Source organism: Salmonella sp. SAL04202 (assembly GCF_046550775.1).
In the GTDB taxonomy this organism is placed as follows: Bacteria; Pseudomonadota; Gammaproteobacteria; order Enterobacterales; family Enterobacteriaceae; genus Salmonella; species Salmonella enterica.
This window is the reverse complement of the sequence record NZ_JBGDXK010000004.1, coordinates 101,516-118,600: the sequence shown is the minus strand read 5'-3', so window position 1 is coordinate 118,600 and position 17,085 is coordinate 101,516. Positions and strand designations below refer to the sequence as shown.

Sequence of the window (17,085 nt, the reverse complement as noted above, 5' to 3'; positions counted from 1 at the left end):
GAGTAACATGATGTCAGAAAATAAATTACACGTTATCGATTTGCACAAACGCTACGGCGGTCATGAAGTGCTGAAAGGGGTATCGCTGCAGGCCCGCGCCGGAGATGTGATTAGCATTATCGGCTCGTCCGGCTCCGGTAAAAGTACTTTTTTGCGCTGTATTAACTTCCTCGAAAAACCGAGCGAAGGCGCGATTATCGTGAACGGTCAGAACATTAATCTGGTGCGCGACAAAGACGGGCAGCTCAAAGTGGCGGATAAAAATCAGCTACGCTTGTTGCGTACCCGCCTGACGATGGTGTTTCAGCACTTTAACCTCTGGAGCCACATGACGGTGCTGGAAAATGTGATGGAAGCGCCGATTCAGGTACTGGGATTAAGCAAGCACGACGCGCGCGAGCGGGCGTTGAAATATCTGGCGAAGGTGGGGATTGATGAGCGCGCTCAGGGCAAATATCCCGTTCATCTCTCCGGTGGCCAACAGCAGCGCGTTTCTATTGCGCGCGCGCTGGCGATGGAACCTGACGTTTTACTGTTCGATGAACCCACTTCGGCGCTCGATCCTGAACTGGTCGGCGAAGTGTTGCGCATCATGCAACAACTGGCGGAAGAAGGCAAAACGATGGTGGTGGTCACGCATGAAATGGGCTTCGCTCGCCATGTCTCTTCGCACGTTATTTTTCTGCATCAGGGGAAAATTGAAGAAGAGGGCGATCCGGAGCAGGTGTTCGGCAATCCGCAAAGCCCGCGTTTACAGCAATTCCTGAAAGGCTCGCTGAAATAAAAGAAGCCCGGCGGCGCATCGCTTACCGGGCAGGATACGGCGCTTTGGGAACTAGCGAATCACATCCGCCAGCGCCTCTTCTAAATCATACCAGCGAAATGCGAATCCGGCGGCTTCAAGCCGTTTTGGCAGCGCCCGCTGTCCGCCCAACACCAGCACTGACGACTCTCCCATCAATAAGCGAATTGCCGTCGCCGGAATGCGAATAATCGCCGGACGACGCAGCGCGCGACCCAGCGCATGAGCAAAATGCTCATTATGGACGGGATACGGCGAGACCATATTGAAGGGACCGCGAAGATCGTTATCCAGCAGCCACAGGATGCCGTTGACCATATCGTCGATGTGAATCCAGGCCAGATATTGCCGACCATTACCCACCGGACCGCCGAGTCCAAGGCGAAACGGCGGAACCATTTTCCCCAGAATCCCACCTTGCGGCGCCAGGACAACGCCGGTACGCAGCAGGCAGACGCGGGTCTGGTCGCTCTGCGCACGACAGGCAATCTGTTCCCAGCGGGCGCAAAGTTTATGCGTAAATTCGTTGTGCGGCGGCTCATCTTCAGTGACGACAACGTCGCCCAGATCGCCGTAATAGCCCGTGGCGGAGCCGGATATCAACACCGAGGGCGGCGTAGCGCTGGCATGAATTAAATCCACCAACTTTTGCGTGATAGCCCAGCGGCTTTGGCACAACCGTTCTTTTTGTTGCGACGTCCAGCGCTTGTCGGCAATCGGTTCGCCCGCCAGATTGATGATGGCATCAATCTCATTGAGGTGCTCACGTTCCGCCAGCCCTTTCCATAATGTCACTCTGGAATCGAGAATCTGACGCGCGTTATCGGGATTGCGCGTAACGACCGTCACCTGGTGCCCCAGTGTTAACAGCCGGGGAATGAGATGACGCCCTATCAGGCCCGTACCGCCGGTAATCAGAATCTGCATATGACCTCCAGAGTAGGGAGGATTTCCTCTTCCCTAATGTCAGGTTTTTAATACGAATAAGGGTGCCGGACGCAGGTTTTTTCCGTGTATACACCTCTACATCATACATGATGTATGCTACCGCGTTACGCTTTCGTACTGTTACAGTGCAGTTGCGCTTGTAACAGTGCGCGCGCTGTCGCAGGACGCGTGCGAATGCGTTCAAACCAGTTATACACCGCCGGGTAGGTATCAAGATCGATTCGCTGACGCTGATGCGCGTTAACCCACGGCCAACTGGCGATATCCGCAATACTGTAGTGGTCGCCGCCCAGCCACGGGGAGGTTTCCAGGCGTTTATTCAGGACGTTGTATAAGCGTTGCGTTTCAACCTGATAGCGTTCAATCGCATAGGGGATGGCCTGCGGCGCAAAATGGTTAAAGTGATGATTCTGGCCCAGCATCGGCCCTAACCCGCCGACCTGCCAGAACAGCCATTGCAGCGTGGTATGGCGTTCACGCAGCTCCCCGCTAAGCAGTTTGCCGCTTTTTTCCGCCAGGTAGAGAAGAATTTCGCCGGATTCAAAAAGACTAAGCGGTTGACCGCCGTCTGCCGGGGCGTGATCGACGATGGCAGGAATTTTATTATTGGGAGAGATAGCCAAAAAATCAGGGCGAAACTGATTGCCCTTGCTGATATCTACTTTTAGCAAACGATACGCCAGCTCCGCCTCTTCCAGAAACAGCGTTATTTTATGCCCGTTGGGCGTGGGGGCGTAGTAAAGGTCAATCATTTTGGCTCCTGCATGTGCGTAAAGAGTCTGGGCTGAATTAAGTATAGAAAGCCTCCTGATGTGTGTGAGTTTTCATCAGGTGACAGCAGGCGAAAGACGCTATATTTTGGGAAGAAACTTAATACGCCCTCAAGAGGACATTATGAGTAAGCCTGTTATTGTGCTGTGGTCGGATGCGAACTTTTTCTCTCCCTACGTCTTGTCCGCCTGGGTGGCATTACAAGAAAAAGGGCTTTCCTTTACTCTGAAAACCCGCGATCTGGACCAGGGAGAACATCTGCAACCTGGCTGGCGGGGATATGCGCTGACGCAGCGCGTACCGGTGCTTGAGGCCGACAATTTTGAGTTGAGCGAGTCGTCCGCTATTGCGGAATACCTGGAGGAGCGTTTCGCGCCGCCGCAGTGGGAGCGTATCTACCCGCACGATTTACAAAAACGCGCCCGCGCGCGACAGATTCAGGCGTGGCTACGCAGCGATTTACTGCCGCTTCGCGAAGAACGGCCTACCGACGTGGTGTTTGCCGGGGCGAAAAAAGCGCCGCTAAGCGAGGCTGGAAAAGCCAGCGCGGCAAAACTGTTTGCGACGGCTGAAGCGCTATTGGGGCAGGGGACGCAAAATTTATTTGGTGAATGGTGCATTGCCGATACCGATCTGGCATTGATGATCAATCGTCTGGCGCTGCATGGCGATGACGTGCCGGCGTCGCTGGCGGCGTATGCGACATTCCAGTGGCAGCGTGCTTCCGTACAGCGTTTTATTGCGCTTTCCTCGAAGCGTTCAGGCTGAAAATCTATTCATATTCCAGTATCATAACGCCGTTTTTCACAACGAGGAGTGAGCGATGAAACTGATGTTCGCATCGGACATTCATGGTTCTTTACCCGCCACGGAACGCGTGCTTGAGCGGTTCGCGCAAAGCGGCGCGCGTTGGCTGGTGATATTAGGCGATGTCCTTAACCACGGGCCGCGAAATGCGCTGCCTGAAGGCTATGCGCCCGCCCAGGTCGCCGAACGCCTGAACGCGGTGGCGACGCAAATCATTGCCGTGCGCGGCAACTGCGATAGCGAAGTGGATCAGATGCTGCTGCATTTCCCGATAACTGCGCCGTGGCAGCAAATATTGACGCAAGAGAGGCGGCTATTTTTAACGCATGGGCACCTCTTCGGGCCGACGAATCCGCCCGCTCTGCATACTGGCGATGTGTTGGTTTATGGTCATACGCATCTGCCGGTGGCGCAACAGCAGGAAGGGCTGTATCACTTTAATCCTGGGTCAGTGAGCATTCCGAAAGGCGGGTATGCGGCAAGCTACGGTATTCTGGATGATAATGTGTTGAGCGTAATCGCACTCAATGATCAAAGTATCATTGCGCAGGTTGCAATTAACTCGTAATTTACCTCACAAACGTAAATGCGCCGTAAGAGCGCCAGAAATAAGAAGGTTTCCTGATGGTGGAACAGCGTCGTTTGGCAAGTACGGAATGGGTGGATATTGTGAATGAAGACAATGAAGTCATTGCACAGTCCAGCCGGGAACAGATGCGTGCGCAACGCTTACGGCATCGTGCGACGTATATCGTCGTTCATGATGGTATGGGTAAAATTCTGGTGCAGCGTCGTACCGAAACAAAAGATTTTTTGCCCGGTATGTTAGATGCTACCGCAGGCGGCGTGGTCCAGGCTGATGAGCAGCTACTGGAATCTGCCCGCCGCGAAGCGGAAGAAGAGTTGGGTATTGCAGGCGTGCCGTTTGCCGAACACGGTCTGTTTTACTTTGAAGACCAACATTGCCGGGTTTGGGGCGCGCTGTTTAGCTGCGTTTCCCACGGGCCTTTCGCGCTTCAGGAAGATGAAGTCAGCGAAGTGTGTTGGCTGACTCCGGAGGAGATCACCGCGCGCTGTGATGAGTTTACGCCAGATTCGCTCAAAGCGCTGGCGCTGTGGATGACCCGCAACGCCAAAAACGAAGCTGCGCTTCAGGAGAAACCGGAAGAGACGGAATAAGCGTTTTAGCAGCTTTCCCGCATACATAAACTGGAGGCGATGGATTTTCGATCGCTCCAGTTTCCCTGATTTAACCTTTCCAACAGCGCCCGTCCGGCTTCACTGCCAATCTTACGGTGCGGTACGGCCATGGTGGTTAACGGCGGCTGGCAGACCCGGCTGACATCGCTATCGCCAAACCCGACCACCGCTAAATCGTCCGGAACTTTGATCCGCCGTCGTTGGCACTCGTATAACGCGCCGCAGGCCAGCTCATCCGATACGCATACCAGCGCGTCCAGCTCCGGCCACGCCAGTAAAAACTCCGGCAGTTGCGACGCGCCGGTAGAAAAATTGGGCGGCAAAGCGGCATTAATCACCCGGTTTGGCGACATATGGTGGCGAAGCATCGCTTTGTACCAGCCGTGCAGATGTTGCTGAAAAATCCACTGTTCCTGATTGGCGCATAGCAGCCCGATATTCTGATAACCGCGCTGAATCAGCATTTCCGTCAGCTCATACATTGCCGCAACGTTATCAATACCGATATTCATATCAATAGGATCGCTGCGAATCGCGCCCATCTCCATCACCGGGATAGAGGCATTTTTCAGCCACTGGCGCACGGTAGTGCTATGTTCGACGCTAAGCAGAATCGCCGCGGCAATGTTGGAGGCCAGCAGCGTTTCGAGCAGCTTCTCCTCTTGTTCCACGCGATGCTGCGATTCCGCCAGCATAATCTGGTAGCCAGCGGGCTGTAAAATTTGTTGCAGCCCGGCGAACATTTCAGAACACCCCGCTTCCGCAAGGTTCGGTACGACCATTGCGATGGTGTGCGAGGAGGCAGACGCCAGCGCGCTGGCGGCGAGATTAGGCATATAGCCCAGCTCATGCACTGCCGCTTCGATTTTTTCCCGGAGTTTATCAGAGACCTGTTCCGGCGTGCGTAAGGCTCGTGATACGGTCATCGTGCCTACACCGGCAAGTTGGGCTACATCGGCGATAGTCACTTTACCGGTACTGCGCCGTTTACGGGGTATCGACATACAAATTCCTGCGTCATTACAACATGTTGAGATGCTTTTTTATTGTCGTTCTTTGCTTCGCATGACTGGCAGTATACGCCTTAAATCCGCTTTTTTGCTGTGATTTCACACCATGATTTTAATTTGATAGCGCTATCACAATTCTGAGTAATAGTCGCTGGTAGCGCTATCTTTGTGATAACGATCGCAGCTAATATCGAATGGCTTGAATAAAGTTTGTTCATAATTTCATACACCGTGGGGGCGAATAACATGCTGGGAACCTGGTTATCTGACGCAACCATCACGCTACAGGAGAGCGTGGAAACGTGGCCGCAGGCGCTGGAAATTTGCGGCAAACCCCTGCTGGACGCAGGTGTTATCGCACCGGAATACATTACGGCGATTGTTCAGCAGCACCAAAAGCTTGGGCCGTATTATGTATTAGCGCCAGGGTTAGCGATGCCGCATGCGAGGCCGGAAGAGGGGGCGAAAGGGTTAGGTTTATCGTTACTGAAACTACAGCGCAGCGTTTCATTTGGCGCAGACGAATTCGATCCGGTTGACATCATTATTATGCTGGCGGCGCCTGATAAGCACAGTCATATCGAAATGATATCGGCGCTGGCGGAATTATTTTCCAGTGATGTAGATATGGAAAAATTACATCAGGCAAAAAACCTGGAGGACATTAAAACGATTATTGACCGTTTCTGATTTTATTCCATTTTCTTGCGGTAAATAACATTACGCCCGTGCGTGATGCAGACCAACTCTACTTTTAAAAGGTGACAATAATGAAAATCATGGCAATTTGCGGTTCCGGCCTGGGTAGTAGTTTTATGGTAGAAATGAACATTAAAAAAGTATTAAAGAAACTCAATATTGACGCCGAGGTGGAACACTCCGATCTCTCATCGGCCACACCCGGGGCCGCCGATCTTTTTGTAATGGCCAAAGATATCGCGGCCAGCGCCAGCGTACCGGAAAGCCAACTGGTGGTGATCAATAACATCATCGACATCAACGAACTGGAAACGCAGCTGCGCGCATGGTTCGCTAAACAATAATTATTGCTGGCGAGGTGGATATGTTTATCCTTGAAACGCTGAATTTTGTTGTTGATATTTTAAAAGTGCCCTCGGTGCTTGTAGGGTTAATTGCGCTGATTGGTCTGGTGGCGCAGAAAAAAGCGTTTTCCGATGTGGTAAAAGGCACGATTAAAACCATTTTAGGTTTTATTGTGCTTGGCGGTGGCGCAACCGTACTAGTGGGTTCATTAAATCCGCTAGGGGGTATGTTTGAACACGCTTTTAATATTCAGGGCATTATTCCTAATAATGAAGCGATAGTCTCAATCGCGCTGGAGAAATATGGCGCGTCCACGGCGTTAATTATGGCATTTGGTATGGTGGCCAATATTGTCGTGGCGCGCTTTACGCGTCTTAAATATATCTTTTTGACCGGGCATCACACCTTTTACATGGCCTGTATGATTGGCGTAATCCTGACCGTGGCGGGGTTCGAGGGCGTAGGGCTGGTCTTCACCGGATCGCTGATCCTGGGGCTGGTGATGGCTTTCTTCCCGGCGTTGGCCCAACGTTATATGAGGCGGATTACCGGTACCGATGACATTGCGTTTGGTCACTTCGGTACCCTGGGATATGTGCTTTCCGGCTGGATAGGTAGCCTGTGTGGTAAAGGCTCCCGCTCCACGGAAGAGATGAACCTGCCGAAAAACCTCAGTTTTTTACGCGACAGTTCTATCTCGATTTCGCTGACCATGATGATTATCTATCTGATCATGGCAGTCAGCGCAGGGCGTGAGTATGTCGAAGCGACGTTTAGCGGCGGGCAAAACTATCTGGTGTACGCCATCATCATGGCAATCACCTTCGCCGCCGGCGTATTCATCATTCTGCAAGGCGTCCGTCTGATTCTGGCGGAAATTGTTCCGGCCTTTACCGGCTTTTCAGAAAAACTGGTGCCAAACGCGCGTCCGGCGCTGGACTGCCCGGTGGTGTATCCCTATGCCCCTAACGCGGTACTGATTGGCTTCCTGTTCAGTTTTCTCGGCGGGCTGGTGGGTCTGTTCCTGCTGGGACAGATGAAGCTTGTGTTAATCCTGCCAGGCGTTGTGCCGCACTTCTTTACCGGCGCGACCGCAGGCGTCTTTGGCAATGCCACCGGCGGTCGCCGCGGGGCGATGATCGGCGCATTTGCTAATGGTCTATTAATCACTTTCCTGCCAGTGCTGTTACTGCCGGTTCTCGGCGCGATCGGCTTCGCCAATACCACGTTCTCGGATGCTGACTTTGGCGTAATCGGTATTTTGCTGGGCAACCTGGCGCGTTATCTGTCGCCGATGGCTATCACGGGGCTGGTGGTGGCGCTATTCGCGCTACTGGTGGCGTACAACGTGTTGGCCAAAAACAAAAAAGCGAATGCCGAAGTGCAGGAAAATAGCGGAGCGAAAGAATGAATGTAACCGAAATCACCCAACTGGCGCGCGATATTCGCGTCGCCACGCTCAAATCCTTAAACCATCTTGGCTTTGGTCACTATGGCGGCAGCATGTCGGTAGTGGAGACTCTGGCGGTTCTGTACGGCGCGGTGATGAAAATCGACCCTGCCGACCCGGACTGGCCGGAGCGCGATTACTTCGTACTGTCGAAAGGCCATGCGGGCCCCGCGTTGTACAGTACCCTGGCGATTAAAGGCTATTTCCCGCGCGAAGAGCTGAATACGCTTAACCAGAACGGCACCCGTCTTCCCAGCCATCCGGATCGGCTAAAAACGCGCGGCGTGGACGCCACGACCGGCTCACTGGGACAGGGCATCTCTATTGCGGGCGGAATGGCGTTGTCGCATAAACTGGCGCGGCGACCCAACCGGGTATTTTGCATTGTCGGCGATGGCGAGCTCAATGAAGGGCAGTGCTGGGAGGCGTTTCAGTTTATTGCCCACCACCGCCTGAATAATCTGACCGTTTTCATTGACTGGAATAAACAGCAGCTTGACGGCGAGCTGGAGGAGATTATCAATCCATTCGATCTGGAAGGGAAATTCCGTGCGTTTGGTTTCGATGTCGTCACCGTCAAAGGCGATGATATCGCCGGACTACTGGCGGTGGTTCAGCCTGTGCCGCCCGCCGATGCCCAGCCACGGGTTGTGATCCTTGACAGCATTAAAGGGCAGGGGGTGCCATGCCTGGAGCAGTTAACGAATTCTCACCACTTACGCCTGACGGATGGCATGAAGCAGACGCTCAATGAGGCCATTCATCAACTGGAGGTCATGCATGATTAAGCTTGCGCCCGCAGGGCTTAAAGACGATATCGAAATGCGCAAAGTTTACGCCGGTTTTGTCGCCGGGCAGATTGAGGCCGGAAGCCCAATTATTGCGCTTGAGGCTGATTTAATGAGCTCAATGGCGATGGACAGCGTGGCGCGTGACTACCCGCAGCATGTCATTAACTGCGGTATTATGGAGGCGAATGTGATTGGCACTGCGGCGGGGCTGGCGCTGACCGGTCGTAAACCGTTTGTGCATACTTTTACCGCTTTTGCCAGCCGTCGCTGTTTTGATCAGCTCTTCATGGCGCTGGATTATCAGCGTAACAACGTCAAAGTGATCGCCTCCGATGCCGGAGTGACGGCGTGCCATAACGGCGGCACCCATATGTCTTTTGAAGATATGGGGATTGTTCGCGGGCTGGCGCACTCCGTAGTACTGGAGGTGACGGATGCGGTGATGTTCGCGGATATTTTACGCCAGCTAATGGATCTGGACGGTTTTTACTGGCTGCGTACCATCCGTAAGCAGGCGCGGAGTATCTATGCGCCAGGCTCTACCTTTACCATTGGCAAGGGCAACGTACTGCGTGAGGGCGATGATATTACGCTTATCGCCAACGGCATTATGGTGGCGGAGGCGCTGGAGGCGGCGCGCCAACTGGAGCAGGAAGGCGTGAGCGCCGCGGTCATTGATATGTTCACCTTAAAGCCTATCGATCGCATGTTGGTGAAAAACTACGCGGAAAAAACGCGGCGTATCGTCACGTGTGAAAACCACAGCATCCATAACGGACTGGGGTCAGCGGTGGCGGAAGTGCTGGTGGAAAACTGCCCGGTGCCGATGCGCCGTGTTGGCGTCAAAGAGCGTTATGGGCAGGTAGGAACGCAGGATTTCTTACAACAAGAGTACGGGCTCACCGCCGAAGCGATTGTAGAAGCCGCGAAATCACTGCTTTAATCATGGAGATATTGCCGGATGGCGCTGGTGCTCATCCGGCATTTTGGATCAATGATATCCCATCATCTGCGCGCCAATGACGACCACGCTGGACATAATAAACAATAGTCCCAGCAGCGACGCCCCCACTTTCAGCCAGTTGCGAAAATCGACCCGGCACACGCCCAGCGTGGCCATCAGCGAGGCCGATGTCGGATAGATAATATGGCTGAAGCCATCGCCAAACTGGAAGGCCAGAACAGTCACCTGACGGTTAACGCCGACCAGATCGCCGAGCGGCGCCAGTAATGGCATGGTTAACGCCGCCTGGCCCGAACCGGACGTGACAAAGAAATTAAATACCGCCTGGAAGAGCAGCATAAACCAGGCGGCGATAGCATTATTAAGCCCGCTGATGCCATGCGCGATACTGTTAAGCAACGTATTGAGCACGCTGGGTTCCCCGGCTTCGCCGTTGCCGACCAGCAGCAGAATGCCTTTGGCAAAACCCACCAGCAAGGCGGGCGCGATCATCATCCTCGCCCCTTCGGTGAATGAGGACGCCATCACGTTGACCGTCATACCGTTGAGGCGGAAGATAACGCCAATGAGGCCGATCACCACGCCCATGGTGAAAAACTGGCTGGCGATCTCCGGAATAAACCAGGCGTGGACAATCACGCCCCAGACGACCCAAATCATTACGCCGGTCAGGACCAGCAGTACCAGCCAGTCACCGAAGGTGAAAGGGCGCTGGACGACTTCATCCTGCTGTTCGCGGAAATAGCGATCGGATTCGTGGACGCGGGACAGCAGCGGATTCTTTTTCACGCGTGAGGCGTAGACCAGCGTAAAAACCAGCCCAATCAGCGTGGCGACAATCCAGACCACAATACGCAGCCCGGAGCCGGAAAGTACCGGCACGCCGGCAATCCCCTGGGCGACGACTACGCAGAAAGGGTTCATCCACGAACTGGCAAAGCCAATTTGGGTGGCTATATAGGTCACCAGGACGGTGGTAATGCTGTCATAGCCCAGCCTGACCATCAGCGGGGCTATGATAATTGCAAAGGCGACCGCCTCTTCGCCCATGCCAAATACGGCGCCCCCTAACGAAAAGAGGACAAATAGCACCGGAATAAACAGGACTTCGTTGCCCCGCGTGTGGCGAATAAGCGCCAGAATGCCGTTATCCACGGTGCCGGTACGCATCACGATGCCGAATGCGCCGCCAATCACCAACATAAACATAATGATGCCGACGGCAGTGCCGAATTTCGATCCGGATGTTAACCCTTCAAACGGAAAGTTCATCAGCCCTGGTCTTTCATCGCCGGTAGTGAAAAATTGTACGCGATGATACTGCGCTTCCCCGGCCTCATTGGTCACAATGCGAAAAGAGTGCGGGTCGACGACTTTGCGGGTTTTTGTCTGACCATCGACCTGATACTGCACTTCCTGGCTATCAAACATCCCAACGGGTACGACCCAGGTGGCGATACTGGTTAAAATGGCGACAAAAAAGATGATGACCAGCGTATCGGGCATTGCCCATTTTCTGGCTGTTTTTGATTCTGTAACGACAGACATGACAGACTATCCCTGTTGCAAAGCAAAGAGGCTAAGTATGAGAAGAAGGGAATAGTTATTCATTGATGCAGCGCAGTTAAGCAAAAAATTCCGCTTTGCAGGGTAAATAGCAGAATGCCGGATGGCGATGCTAACGCGTCTTATCCGGCCTACAACGGTATTTCACCTGTAGGCCGGACAAGGCGTTCACGCCGCCATCCGGCATTGGCTTTTACTGTTACTGCTGCTGCTGAGAAGCCTGAATTGCCGTCAGGGCGATGGTATAGACGATATCGTCAACCAGCGCGCCACGGGACAGGTCGTTCACCGGCTTGCGCATACCCTGCAGCATCGGCCCGATGGAGATCAGGTCGGCAGAACGCTGTACCGCTTTGTAGGTGGTGTTACCGGTGTTCAGATCCGGGAAAATGAACACGGTAGCGCGACCCGCAACCGGCGAGTTCGGCGCTTTGGATTTCGCTACGTCAGCCATGACCGCGGCGTCGTACTGCAACGGACCGTCGATCATCAGGTCAGGACGTTTTTCCTGCGCCAGACGCGTCGCTTCACGTACTTTCTCTACGTCGCTGCCCGCGCCAGAGGTGCCGGTGGAGTAGGAGAGCATTGCCACACGCGGTTCGATGCCGAAGGCAATGGCGGAATCCGCAGACTGAATCGCGATTTCTGCCAGCTGCTCTGCGGTCGGGTCTGGGTTGATTGCGCAGTCGCCGTAAACGTAAACCTGTTCCGGCAGTAGCATAAAGAACACAGAAGAGACCAGGGAGCTACCCGGCGCCGTTTTAATAAGCTGCAGCGGCGGACGGATGGTGTTGGCGGTGGTATGAACCGCGCCGGAAACCAGGCCGTCGACTTCGTCTTGCTCCAGCATCAGCGTGCCGAGCACCACGTTGTCTTCCAGCTGTTCGCGGGCAACCGGTTCGGTCATGCCTTTGCTCTTACGCAGCTCAACCAGGCGAGCGACATAGCTTTCACGCACCACTTCCGGATCGACGATTTCAATACCTGCGCCCAGCTCAACGCCCTGAGATGCCGCGACGCGGTTGATTTCATCCGGGTTGCCCAGCAGTACGCAAGTGGCGATGCCGCGTTCAGCGCAGATTGCCGCCGCTTTGACGGTACGCGGTTCGTCGCCTTCCGGCAGCACTACGCGTTTACCGGCTTTACGCGCCAGCTCAGTCAGTTGGTAGCGGAACGCCGGCGGAGAGAGACGACGGCTACGCTCGGAAGTGGCGGTCAGCGACTCGATCCACTCAGCGTTAACGTAGTTCGCGACGTATTCCTGAACTTTCTCGATGCGCTCATGGTCATCAACCGGGACTTCCAGATTGAAGCTTTGCAGGCTCAGCGAAGTCTGCCAGGTGTTGGTGTTCACCATAAAGACCGGCAGACCGGTGGCGAAGGCGCGTTCGCACAGTTTAGAAATGCGTGCGTCCATTTCATAGCCGCCGGTCAGCAGCAGGGCGCCGATTTCTACGCCGTTCATCGCGGCCAGGCAAGCTGCGACCAGTACGTCCGGACGGTCAGCGGAGGTCACTAACAACGATCCTGCGCGGAAATGTTCCAGCATATGCGGAATACTACGCGCGCAGAACGTAACGGATTTAACGCGGCGGGTTTTGATATCGCCTTCGTTAATGATGGTGGCGTTCAGGTGACGCGCCATATCGATAGCGCGGGTCGCAATCAGGTCGAAGCTCCACGGCACCGCGCCCAGAACCGGCAGCGGGCTGGATTCCTGCAGTTTAGCAGGATCGATTTTGATCACCTGCGCTTTGGAAGAGTCGTCAAAGATCTCCGACAGATCCGGGCGAGTACGGCCTTGTTCATCAACCGGCGCATTCAGTTTGTTGATGATAACGCCGGTGATGTTGGTGTTTTTCGCGCCGCCGAAGCTGCTGCGCGTCAGTTCGATACGTTCGTTCAGCTGTTCTGGCGTGTCGGTACCCTGAGACATGACAAAAACGATTTCCGCATTCAGCGTTTTCGCGATTTCATAGTTCAGAGACTGAGCGAACTGATGTTTACGGGTCGGAACCAGACCTTCAACCAGCACCACTTCCGCGTCTTTGGTATTCGCATGGTAGTTCGCGATGATCTCTTCCATCAGCACGTCTTTCTGGTTGCTGGAGAGCAGAGATTCAACGTGGCTCATCTTCAGCGGTTCAGCCGCCGGCAGGGTAGAGTTCGCGCGAACGATAGTGGTGGTCTGGTCAGGCGCATCGCCGCCAGCGCGAGGCTGGGCGATAGGCTTAAAGACGCTCAGACGAACGCCTTTGCGTTCCATAGCACGGATGACGCCGAGGCTGACGCTGGTCAGGCCGACGCTGGTTCCGGTAGGGATCAGCATAATAATACGGGACACGGTTTATCCTCTTTCGTTACCGTCTTTTGGGGACGGGTTACAAAACAGCACCGCCAGCGAGGCTGGCGGTGTGAAATCAGGCAGTCAGACGGCTCGCGTCCTGCGCGATAACCAGTTCTTCGTTGGTTGGGATCACCACCGCCGGACGGGTACCTTCTTTGTTGATGAAACCAGATTTGCCGAAGCGGGCCGCCAGGTTACGTTCGTGGTCGACTTCAAAGCCCAGCACGCCCAGTTTACCCAGAGACAGTTCGCGAACCATCGCGGCGTTTTCACCGATACCGCCGGTGAACACGACTGCATCCAGACGACCGTCCATCAGAGCGGTGTAAGAACCGATGTACTTCGCCAGGCGGTGGCAGTAAACATCCATCGCACGTTTTGCGTCTTCTTTGGTGGCGTAGTTGTCTTCAACATAACGGCAGTCGCTGGTCACTTCAGTCAGACCCAGCAGACCGGACTCTTTGGTCAGCATTTTGTTGATCTGGTCCACGCTCATGCCCAGAGTGTCGTGCAGGTGGAAGATAATCGCAGGGTCGATATCGCCGGAACGGGTACCCATGACCAGGCCTTCCAGCGGGGTCAGACCCATAGAGGTATCCACGCATTTACCGTTACGGATAGCGGAAACAGAACCGCCGTTGCCCAGGTGGCAGGTGATAATGTTCAGTTCTTCTACCGGCTTGTTCAGCATTTTTGCCGCTTCCTGAGTTACATAGAAGTGGCTGGTGCCGTGGGCGCCATAGCGACGAACGCCGTGTTCTTTATACAGGCTGTACGGCAGGGCATACAGGTAAGATTCTTCCGGCATGGTCTGATGGAAGGCGGTGTCGAATACTGCAACGTTTTTATCTTTCAGCTGCGGGAAAGATTTCAGCGCTTCGGCGATACCAATCAGGTGAGCCGGGTTATGCAGCGGTGCGAAAGAGGCGGAATCTTTGATGCCCTGAATGACGGACTCATCAATGACTACGGAGCTGGTATACTTCTCGCCGCCGTGTACGATACGGTGACCAATTGCAGTTAACTGCGCAGACAGTTCTGGTTTTTGTGCCAGAATAGTGTTAACGATAAAGTTCAGCGCTTCACTGTGAGCGGCGCCTGCACCTAAAGCCGCTTCTTGTTTACTGCCGTCCATTTTCCATTTGATGCGTGCTTCTGGCAGATGGAAACATTCGGCTAAACCAGAAAGGTATTCATCACCATTAACTGCATCAATAATTGCAAATTTCAGTGAAGAACTACCGCAGTTCAGAACCAGTACTAACTTACTCGACATGGAAGTACCTATTTATGATACGTGGCTAAAAAAACGTCAGTGAGCCATAGAGCGTAGCGCATGATAGCCCTGACATTTATGATTAACATCATGCGCAGGAGTTTTTTTGGGCATGATGGAAGAAATACCTTTGAGTCTATGCCATTTTGCGTATTTTTCAGCCAATGGCATACTATGTGTAATATTGACGACTCAATGATTTTAAACTACCGGCCTTTGACAGGCCGACACAGGATACCTGATAGTGGGTATCGAAGACAAAATGTTTTGAACGTTGTCCCTCGCAGTTGTTGTTTTGCACAAATTTTTTAAATTTTATATGTGAAGTTGAGGTAGGCCATGTCGACACCGGATAATCGCTCCGTAAATTTTTTTAGCTTATTTCGCCGGGGGCAGCACTACGCGAAGACGTGGCCGATGGAAAAACGGCTGGCGCCCGTTTTCGTCGAAAACCGCGTCATTCGTATGACGCGCTATGCCATACGATTTATGCCGCCTGTCGCCGTCTTTACATTATGCTGGCAGATAGCGCTGGGCGGTCAGTTAGGTCCGGCCGTGGCGACCGCCCTGTTCGCCCTGAGCTTGCCTATGCAGGGATTATGGTGGTTAGGGAAACGTTCCGTGACGCCGTTGCCGCCTTCAATCCTTAACTGGTTTTACGAAGTTCGCGGTAAATTGCAGGAGGCTGGACAAGCGCTGGCGCCGGTAGAAGGAAAGCCGGATTACCAGGCATTAGCTGACACGCTTAAGCGCGCCTTCAAACAACTGGATAAAACTTTCCTGGATGATTTGTAATTGACCCCGGATTACGCATATAAAAGAAGGCATACCAATGCCTTCTTTTTTTCATCGCCATAGCGTGATACAGGAGTTCAAAATGGAAATGACCAACGCGCAACGTCTGATTTTGTCTAACCAGTACAAAATGATGACGATGCTCGATCCCACCAACGCCGAGCGTTACCGTCGCTTACAAACAATTATTGAACGCGGCTACGGCCTGCAGATGCGCGAGCTGGATCGCGAGTTTGGCGAGCTGACGGAAGAGACCTGTCGTACCATCATCGATATTATGGAGATGTACCATGCGCTGCACGTCTCCTGGACCAACCTCAAAGATACGCAAGCCATCGACGAACGTCGCGTCACCTTCCTGGGGTTTGACGCCGCGACGGAAGCGCGTTACCTCGGCTATGTCCGTTTTATGGTGAATATAGAAGGACGCTACACTCACTTTGACGCCGGGACGCACGGCTTTAATGCCCAGACGCCGATGTGGGAAAAATACCAGCGGATGTTGAATGTCTGGCATGCCTGCCCGCGTCAGTACCACCTGAGCGCGAATGAAATCAATCAAATCATTAATGCCTGAGGAGGCTCGCGTGCAGTGTAAAGGTTTTCTGTTTGATCTGGATGGAACGTTGGTTGACTCATTACCTGCCGTCGAACGCGCGTGGTGTAGCTGGGCCGATCGTTTTAACCTTGCTCATGATGAGGTGCTGGGCTTTATTCATGGCAAACAGGCGATCACCTCGTTACGGCATTTTATGGCGGGTAAATCGGAGGCGGAAATTGCCGCTGAGTTTACGCGCCTGGAGCAAATAGAAGCCACTGAAACCGCAGGGATCACCGCGTTGCCGGGGGCAGTCGATTTACTCAATCACCTGAATAAAGCGGGCATTCCGTGGGCTATCGTCACCTCCGGTTCAATGCCGGTCGCGCGTGCGCGCCATCAGGTCGCGGGCCTTCCAGCGCCAGAGGTGTTTGTCACCGCCGAACGAGTCAAACGCGGCAAACCGGAGCCGGATGCGTATTTGCTGGGCGCACAACTGCTTGGCCTGGCCCCTCAGGAGTGCGTCGTAGTAGAAGATGCCCCGGCTGGCGTGTTGTCCGGACTGGCTGCGGGCTGCCACGTCATTGCGGTCAATGCGCCGGCCGACACGCCGCGTCTGGCGGATGTTGATTTTGCGTTGGATAGCCTGACGCAATTATCGGTCGCTAAACAACCAAACGGCGATGTGGTGGTGTTAAGAAAGACCTGATCATGATATCGCCCCGCTTTGGCGGGGCATATTTATGGCAGAATCGCGTTATCTTCTCATCTGACAA

General features: G+C 53.8%; 18 protein-coding genes. 12 read left to right on the top strand and 6 right to left on the bottom strand.

Annotated features, from left to right (window positions below; translation table 11 throughout):
• Positions 1 to 10 precede the first annotated feature (10 nt).
• A complete protein-coding gene (gene hisP / locus ACLJQJ_RS16780) occupies positions 11 to 784 on the top strand; it encodes a histidine ABC transporter ATP-binding protein HisP (protein WP_001293591.1) in 774 nt (257 codons plus the stop codon).
• A gap of 51 nt (positions 785 to 835) precedes the next feature.
• Here the strand turns inward: hisP and ACLJQJ_RS16775 are convergent, their stop codons facing one another.
• Together ACLJQJ_RS16775 and yfcG are read right to left on the bottom strand one after the other, a co-directional pair.
• Positions 836 to 1,729 carry a TIGR01777 family oxidoreductase gene (locus tag ACLJQJ_RS16775; RefSeq protein WP_001166274.1) on the bottom strand — a complete coding sequence of 298 codons (894 nt, stop codon included), beginning with the start codon at positions 1,727 to 1,729 and terminating at the stop codon, positions 836 to 838.
• Between the two features lie 125 nt (positions 1,730 to 1,854).
• Positions 1,855 to 2,502: a GSH-dependent disulfide bond oxidoreductase gene (gene yfcG / locus ACLJQJ_RS16770; RefSeq protein ID WP_000566563.1), complete on the bottom strand. Its 648-nt coding sequence runs from the start codon at positions 2,500 to 2,502 to the stop codon at positions 1,855 to 1,857.
• Positions 2,503 to 2,644: 142 nt separating this feature from the next.
• Between yfcG and yfcF the strand changes: the two genes are divergently transcribed.
• Genes yfcF through yfcD form a run of 3 tightly spaced genes read left to right on the top strand, consistent with a single transcriptional unit; the run spans position 2,645 to position 4,507 of the window.
• Complete coding sequence (yfcF, locus tag ACLJQJ_RS16765) at positions 2,645 to 3,289, top strand: glutathione transferase (RefSeq protein ID WP_000043010.1); 645 nt, start codon at positions 2,645 to 2,647, stop codon at positions 3,287 to 3,289.
• Between the two features lie 55 nt (positions 3,290 to 3,344).
• Positions 3,345 to 3,896, top strand: a complete 552-nt coding sequence (gene yfcE / locus ACLJQJ_RS16760; RefSeq protein ID WP_000772461.1) for a phosphodiesterase — start codon at positions 3,345 to 3,347, stop codon at positions 3,894 to 3,896.
• A gap of 56 nt (positions 3,897 to 3,952) precedes the next feature.
• Positions 3,953 to 4,507, top strand: a complete 555-nt coding sequence (yfcD, locus tag ACLJQJ_RS16755) for an NUDIX hydrolase YfcD (protein ID WP_000230215.1) — start codon at positions 3,953 to 3,955, stop codon at positions 4,505 to 4,507.
• A gap of 5 nt (positions 4,508 to 4,512) precedes the next feature.
• Here yfcD and ACLJQJ_RS16750 read toward each other — a convergent pair whose 3' ends face one another.
• Complete coding sequence (locus ACLJQJ_RS16750; protein ID WP_000026949.1) at positions 4,513 to 5,532, bottom strand: LacI family DNA-binding transcriptional regulator; 1,020 nt, start codon at positions 5,530 to 5,532, stop codon at positions 4,513 to 4,515.
• Between the two features lie 252 nt (positions 5,533 to 5,784).
• Between ACLJQJ_RS16750 and ACLJQJ_RS16745 the strand changes: the two genes are divergently transcribed.
• The 5 genes from ACLJQJ_RS16745 to ACLJQJ_RS16725 all read left to right on the top strand — a co-directional run bounded on the left by ACLJQJ_RS16745 (position 5,785) and on the right by ACLJQJ_RS16725 (position 9,766).
• The gene (locus ACLJQJ_RS16745) at positions 5,785 to 6,228 is read left to right on the top strand and encodes a PTS sugar transporter subunit IIA (RefSeq protein WP_063808718.1); all 444 of its coding nucleotides are present in this window, start codon (positions 5,785 to 5,787) and stop codon (positions 6,226 to 6,228) included.
• Positions 6,229 to 6,308: 80 nt separating this feature from the next.
• Positions 6,309 to 6,581: a PTS sugar transporter subunit IIB gene (locus tag ACLJQJ_RS16740; protein ID WP_000699818.1), complete on the top strand. Its 273-nt coding sequence runs from the start codon at positions 6,309 to 6,311 to the stop codon at positions 6,579 to 6,581.
• 20 nt (positions 6,582 to 6,601) lie between these two features.
• Entirely contained in the window at positions 6,602 to 7,993 is a 1,392-nt protein-coding gene (locus ACLJQJ_RS16735) for a PTS ascorbate transporter subunit IIC (RefSeq protein WP_001518515.1), read from the top strand.
• Complete coding sequence (locus ACLJQJ_RS16730) at positions 7,990 to 8,820, top strand: transketolase (protein ID WP_001103265.1); 831 nt, start codon at positions 7,990 to 7,992, stop codon at positions 8,818 to 8,820. Before ACLJQJ_RS16735 ends, ACLJQJ_RS16730 begins: the two co-directional genes overlap by 4 nt.
• Positions 8,813 to 9,766, top strand: a complete 954-nt coding sequence (locus ACLJQJ_RS16725; RefSeq protein WP_000593026.1) for a transketolase family protein — start codon at positions 8,813 to 8,815, stop codon at positions 9,764 to 9,766. The genes ACLJQJ_RS16730 and ACLJQJ_RS16725 overlap by 8 nt, the downstream gene beginning before the upstream one ends.
• 48 nt (positions 9,767 to 9,814) lie before the next feature.
• On the opposite strand, the gene yfcC is transcribed toward ACLJQJ_RS16725, so the two are convergent.
• The 3 genes from yfcC to ackA all read right to left on the bottom strand — a co-directional run bounded on the left by yfcC (position 9,815) and on the right by ackA (position 14,976).
• Entirely contained in the window at positions 9,815 to 11,335 is a 1,521-nt protein-coding gene (gene yfcC / locus ACLJQJ_RS16720) for a putative basic amino acid antiporter YfcC (protein ID WP_000117932.1), read from the bottom strand.
• A 217-nt stretch (positions 11,336 to 11,552) separates the two neighbouring features.
• Positions 11,553 to 13,697 carry a phosphate acetyltransferase gene (pta, locus tag ACLJQJ_RS16715; protein WP_000086692.1) on the bottom strand — a complete coding sequence of 715 codons (2,145 nt, stop codon included), beginning with the start codon at positions 13,695 to 13,697 and terminating at the stop codon, positions 11,553 to 11,555.
• A gap of 76 nt (positions 13,698 to 13,773) precedes the next feature.
• Complete coding sequence (gene ackA / locus ACLJQJ_RS16710) at positions 13,774 to 14,976, bottom strand: acetate kinase (protein WP_000095689.1); 1,203 nt, start codon at positions 14,974 to 14,976, stop codon at positions 13,774 to 13,776.
• Between the two features lie 339 nt (positions 14,977 to 15,315).
• Between ackA and yfbV the strand changes: the two genes are divergently transcribed.
• The 3 genes from yfbV (at position 15,316) to ACLJQJ_RS16695 (ending at position 17,018) form a co-directional block, all read left to right on the top strand.
• Positions 15,316 to 15,771, top strand: a complete 456-nt coding sequence (yfbV, locus tag ACLJQJ_RS16705; RefSeq protein WP_000106617.1) for a terminus macrodomain insulation protein YfbV — start codon at positions 15,316 to 15,318, stop codon at positions 15,769 to 15,771.
• Positions 15,772 to 15,853: 82 nt separating this feature from the next.
• Complete coding sequence (locus ACLJQJ_RS16700; protein WP_000426135.1) at positions 15,854 to 16,348, top strand: YfbU family protein; 495 nt, start codon at positions 15,854 to 15,856, stop codon at positions 16,346 to 16,348.
• Positions 16,341 to 17,018 carry a sugar phosphatase gene (locus ACLJQJ_RS16695; protein ID WP_001555201.1) on the top strand — a complete coding sequence of 226 codons (678 nt, stop codon included), beginning with the start codon at positions 16,341 to 16,343 and terminating at the stop codon, positions 17,016 to 17,018. The genes ACLJQJ_RS16700 and ACLJQJ_RS16695 overlap by 8 nt, the downstream gene beginning before the upstream one ends.
• Positions 17,019 to 17,085: the final 67 nt, after the last annotated feature.

Excerpts from the sequence above, each read along its gene's own strand:
- hisP (WP_001293591.1), top strand. The coding sequence starts at position 11 with ATGTCAGAAAATAAATTACACGTTATCGATTTGCACAAACGCTACGGC.
- ACLJQJ_RS16775 (WP_001166274.1), bottom strand. The coding sequence starts at position 1,729 with ATGCAGATTCTGATTACCGGCGGTACGGGCCTGATAGGGCGTCATCTC.
- yfcG (WP_000566563.1), bottom strand. The coding sequence starts at position 2,502 with ATGATTGACCTTTACTACGCCCCCACGCCCAACGGGCATAAAATAACG.
- yfcF (WP_000043010.1), top strand. The coding sequence starts at position 2,645 with ATGAGTAAGCCTGTTATTGTGCTGTGGTCGGATGCGAACTTTTTCTCT.
- yfcE (WP_000772461.1), top strand. The coding sequence starts at position 3,345 with ATGAAACTGATGTTCGCATCGGACATTCATGGTTCTTTACCCGCCACG.
- yfcD (WP_000230215.1), top strand. The coding sequence starts at position 3,953 with ATGGTGGAACAGCGTCGTTTGGCAAGTACGGAATGGGTGGATATTGTG.
- ACLJQJ_RS16750 (WP_000026949.1), bottom strand. The coding sequence starts at position 5,532 with ATGTCGATACCCCGTAAACGGCGCAGTACCGGTAAAGTGACTATCGCC.
- ACLJQJ_RS16745 (WP_063808718.1), top strand. The coding sequence starts at position 5,785 with ATGCTGGGAACCTGGTTATCTGACGCAACCATCACGCTACAGGAGAGC.
- ACLJQJ_RS16740 (WP_000699818.1), top strand. The coding sequence starts at position 6,309 with ATGAAAATCATGGCAATTTGCGGTTCCGGCCTGGGTAGTAGTTTTATG.
- ACLJQJ_RS16735 (WP_001518515.1), top strand. The coding sequence starts at position 6,602 with ATGTTTATCCTTGAAACGCTGAATTTTGTTGTTGATATTTTAAAAGTG.
- ACLJQJ_RS16730 (WP_001103265.1), top strand. The coding sequence starts at position 7,990 with ATGAATGTAACCGAAATCACCCAACTGGCGCGCGATATTCGCGTCGCC.
- ACLJQJ_RS16725 (WP_000593026.1), top strand. The coding sequence starts at position 8,813 with ATGATTAAGCTTGCGCCCGCAGGGCTTAAAGACGATATCGAAATGCGC.
- yfcC (WP_000117932.1), bottom strand. The coding sequence starts at position 11,335 with ATGTCTGTCGTTACAGAATCAAAAACAGCCAGAAAATGGGCAATGCCC.
- ackA (WP_000095689.1), bottom strand. The coding sequence starts at position 14,976 with ATGTCGAGTAAGTTAGTACTGGTTCTGAACTGCGGTAGTTCTTCACTG.
- yfbV (WP_000106617.1), top strand. The coding sequence starts at position 15,316 with ATGTCGACACCGGATAATCGCTCCGTAAATTTTTTTAGCTTATTTCGC.
- ACLJQJ_RS16700 (WP_000426135.1), top strand. The coding sequence starts at position 15,854 with ATGGAAATGACCAACGCGCAACGTCTGATTTTGTCTAACCAGTACAAA.
- ACLJQJ_RS16695 (WP_001555201.1), top strand. The coding sequence starts at position 16,341 with ATGCCTGAGGAGGCTCGCGTGCAGTGTAAAGGTTTTCTGTTTGATCTG.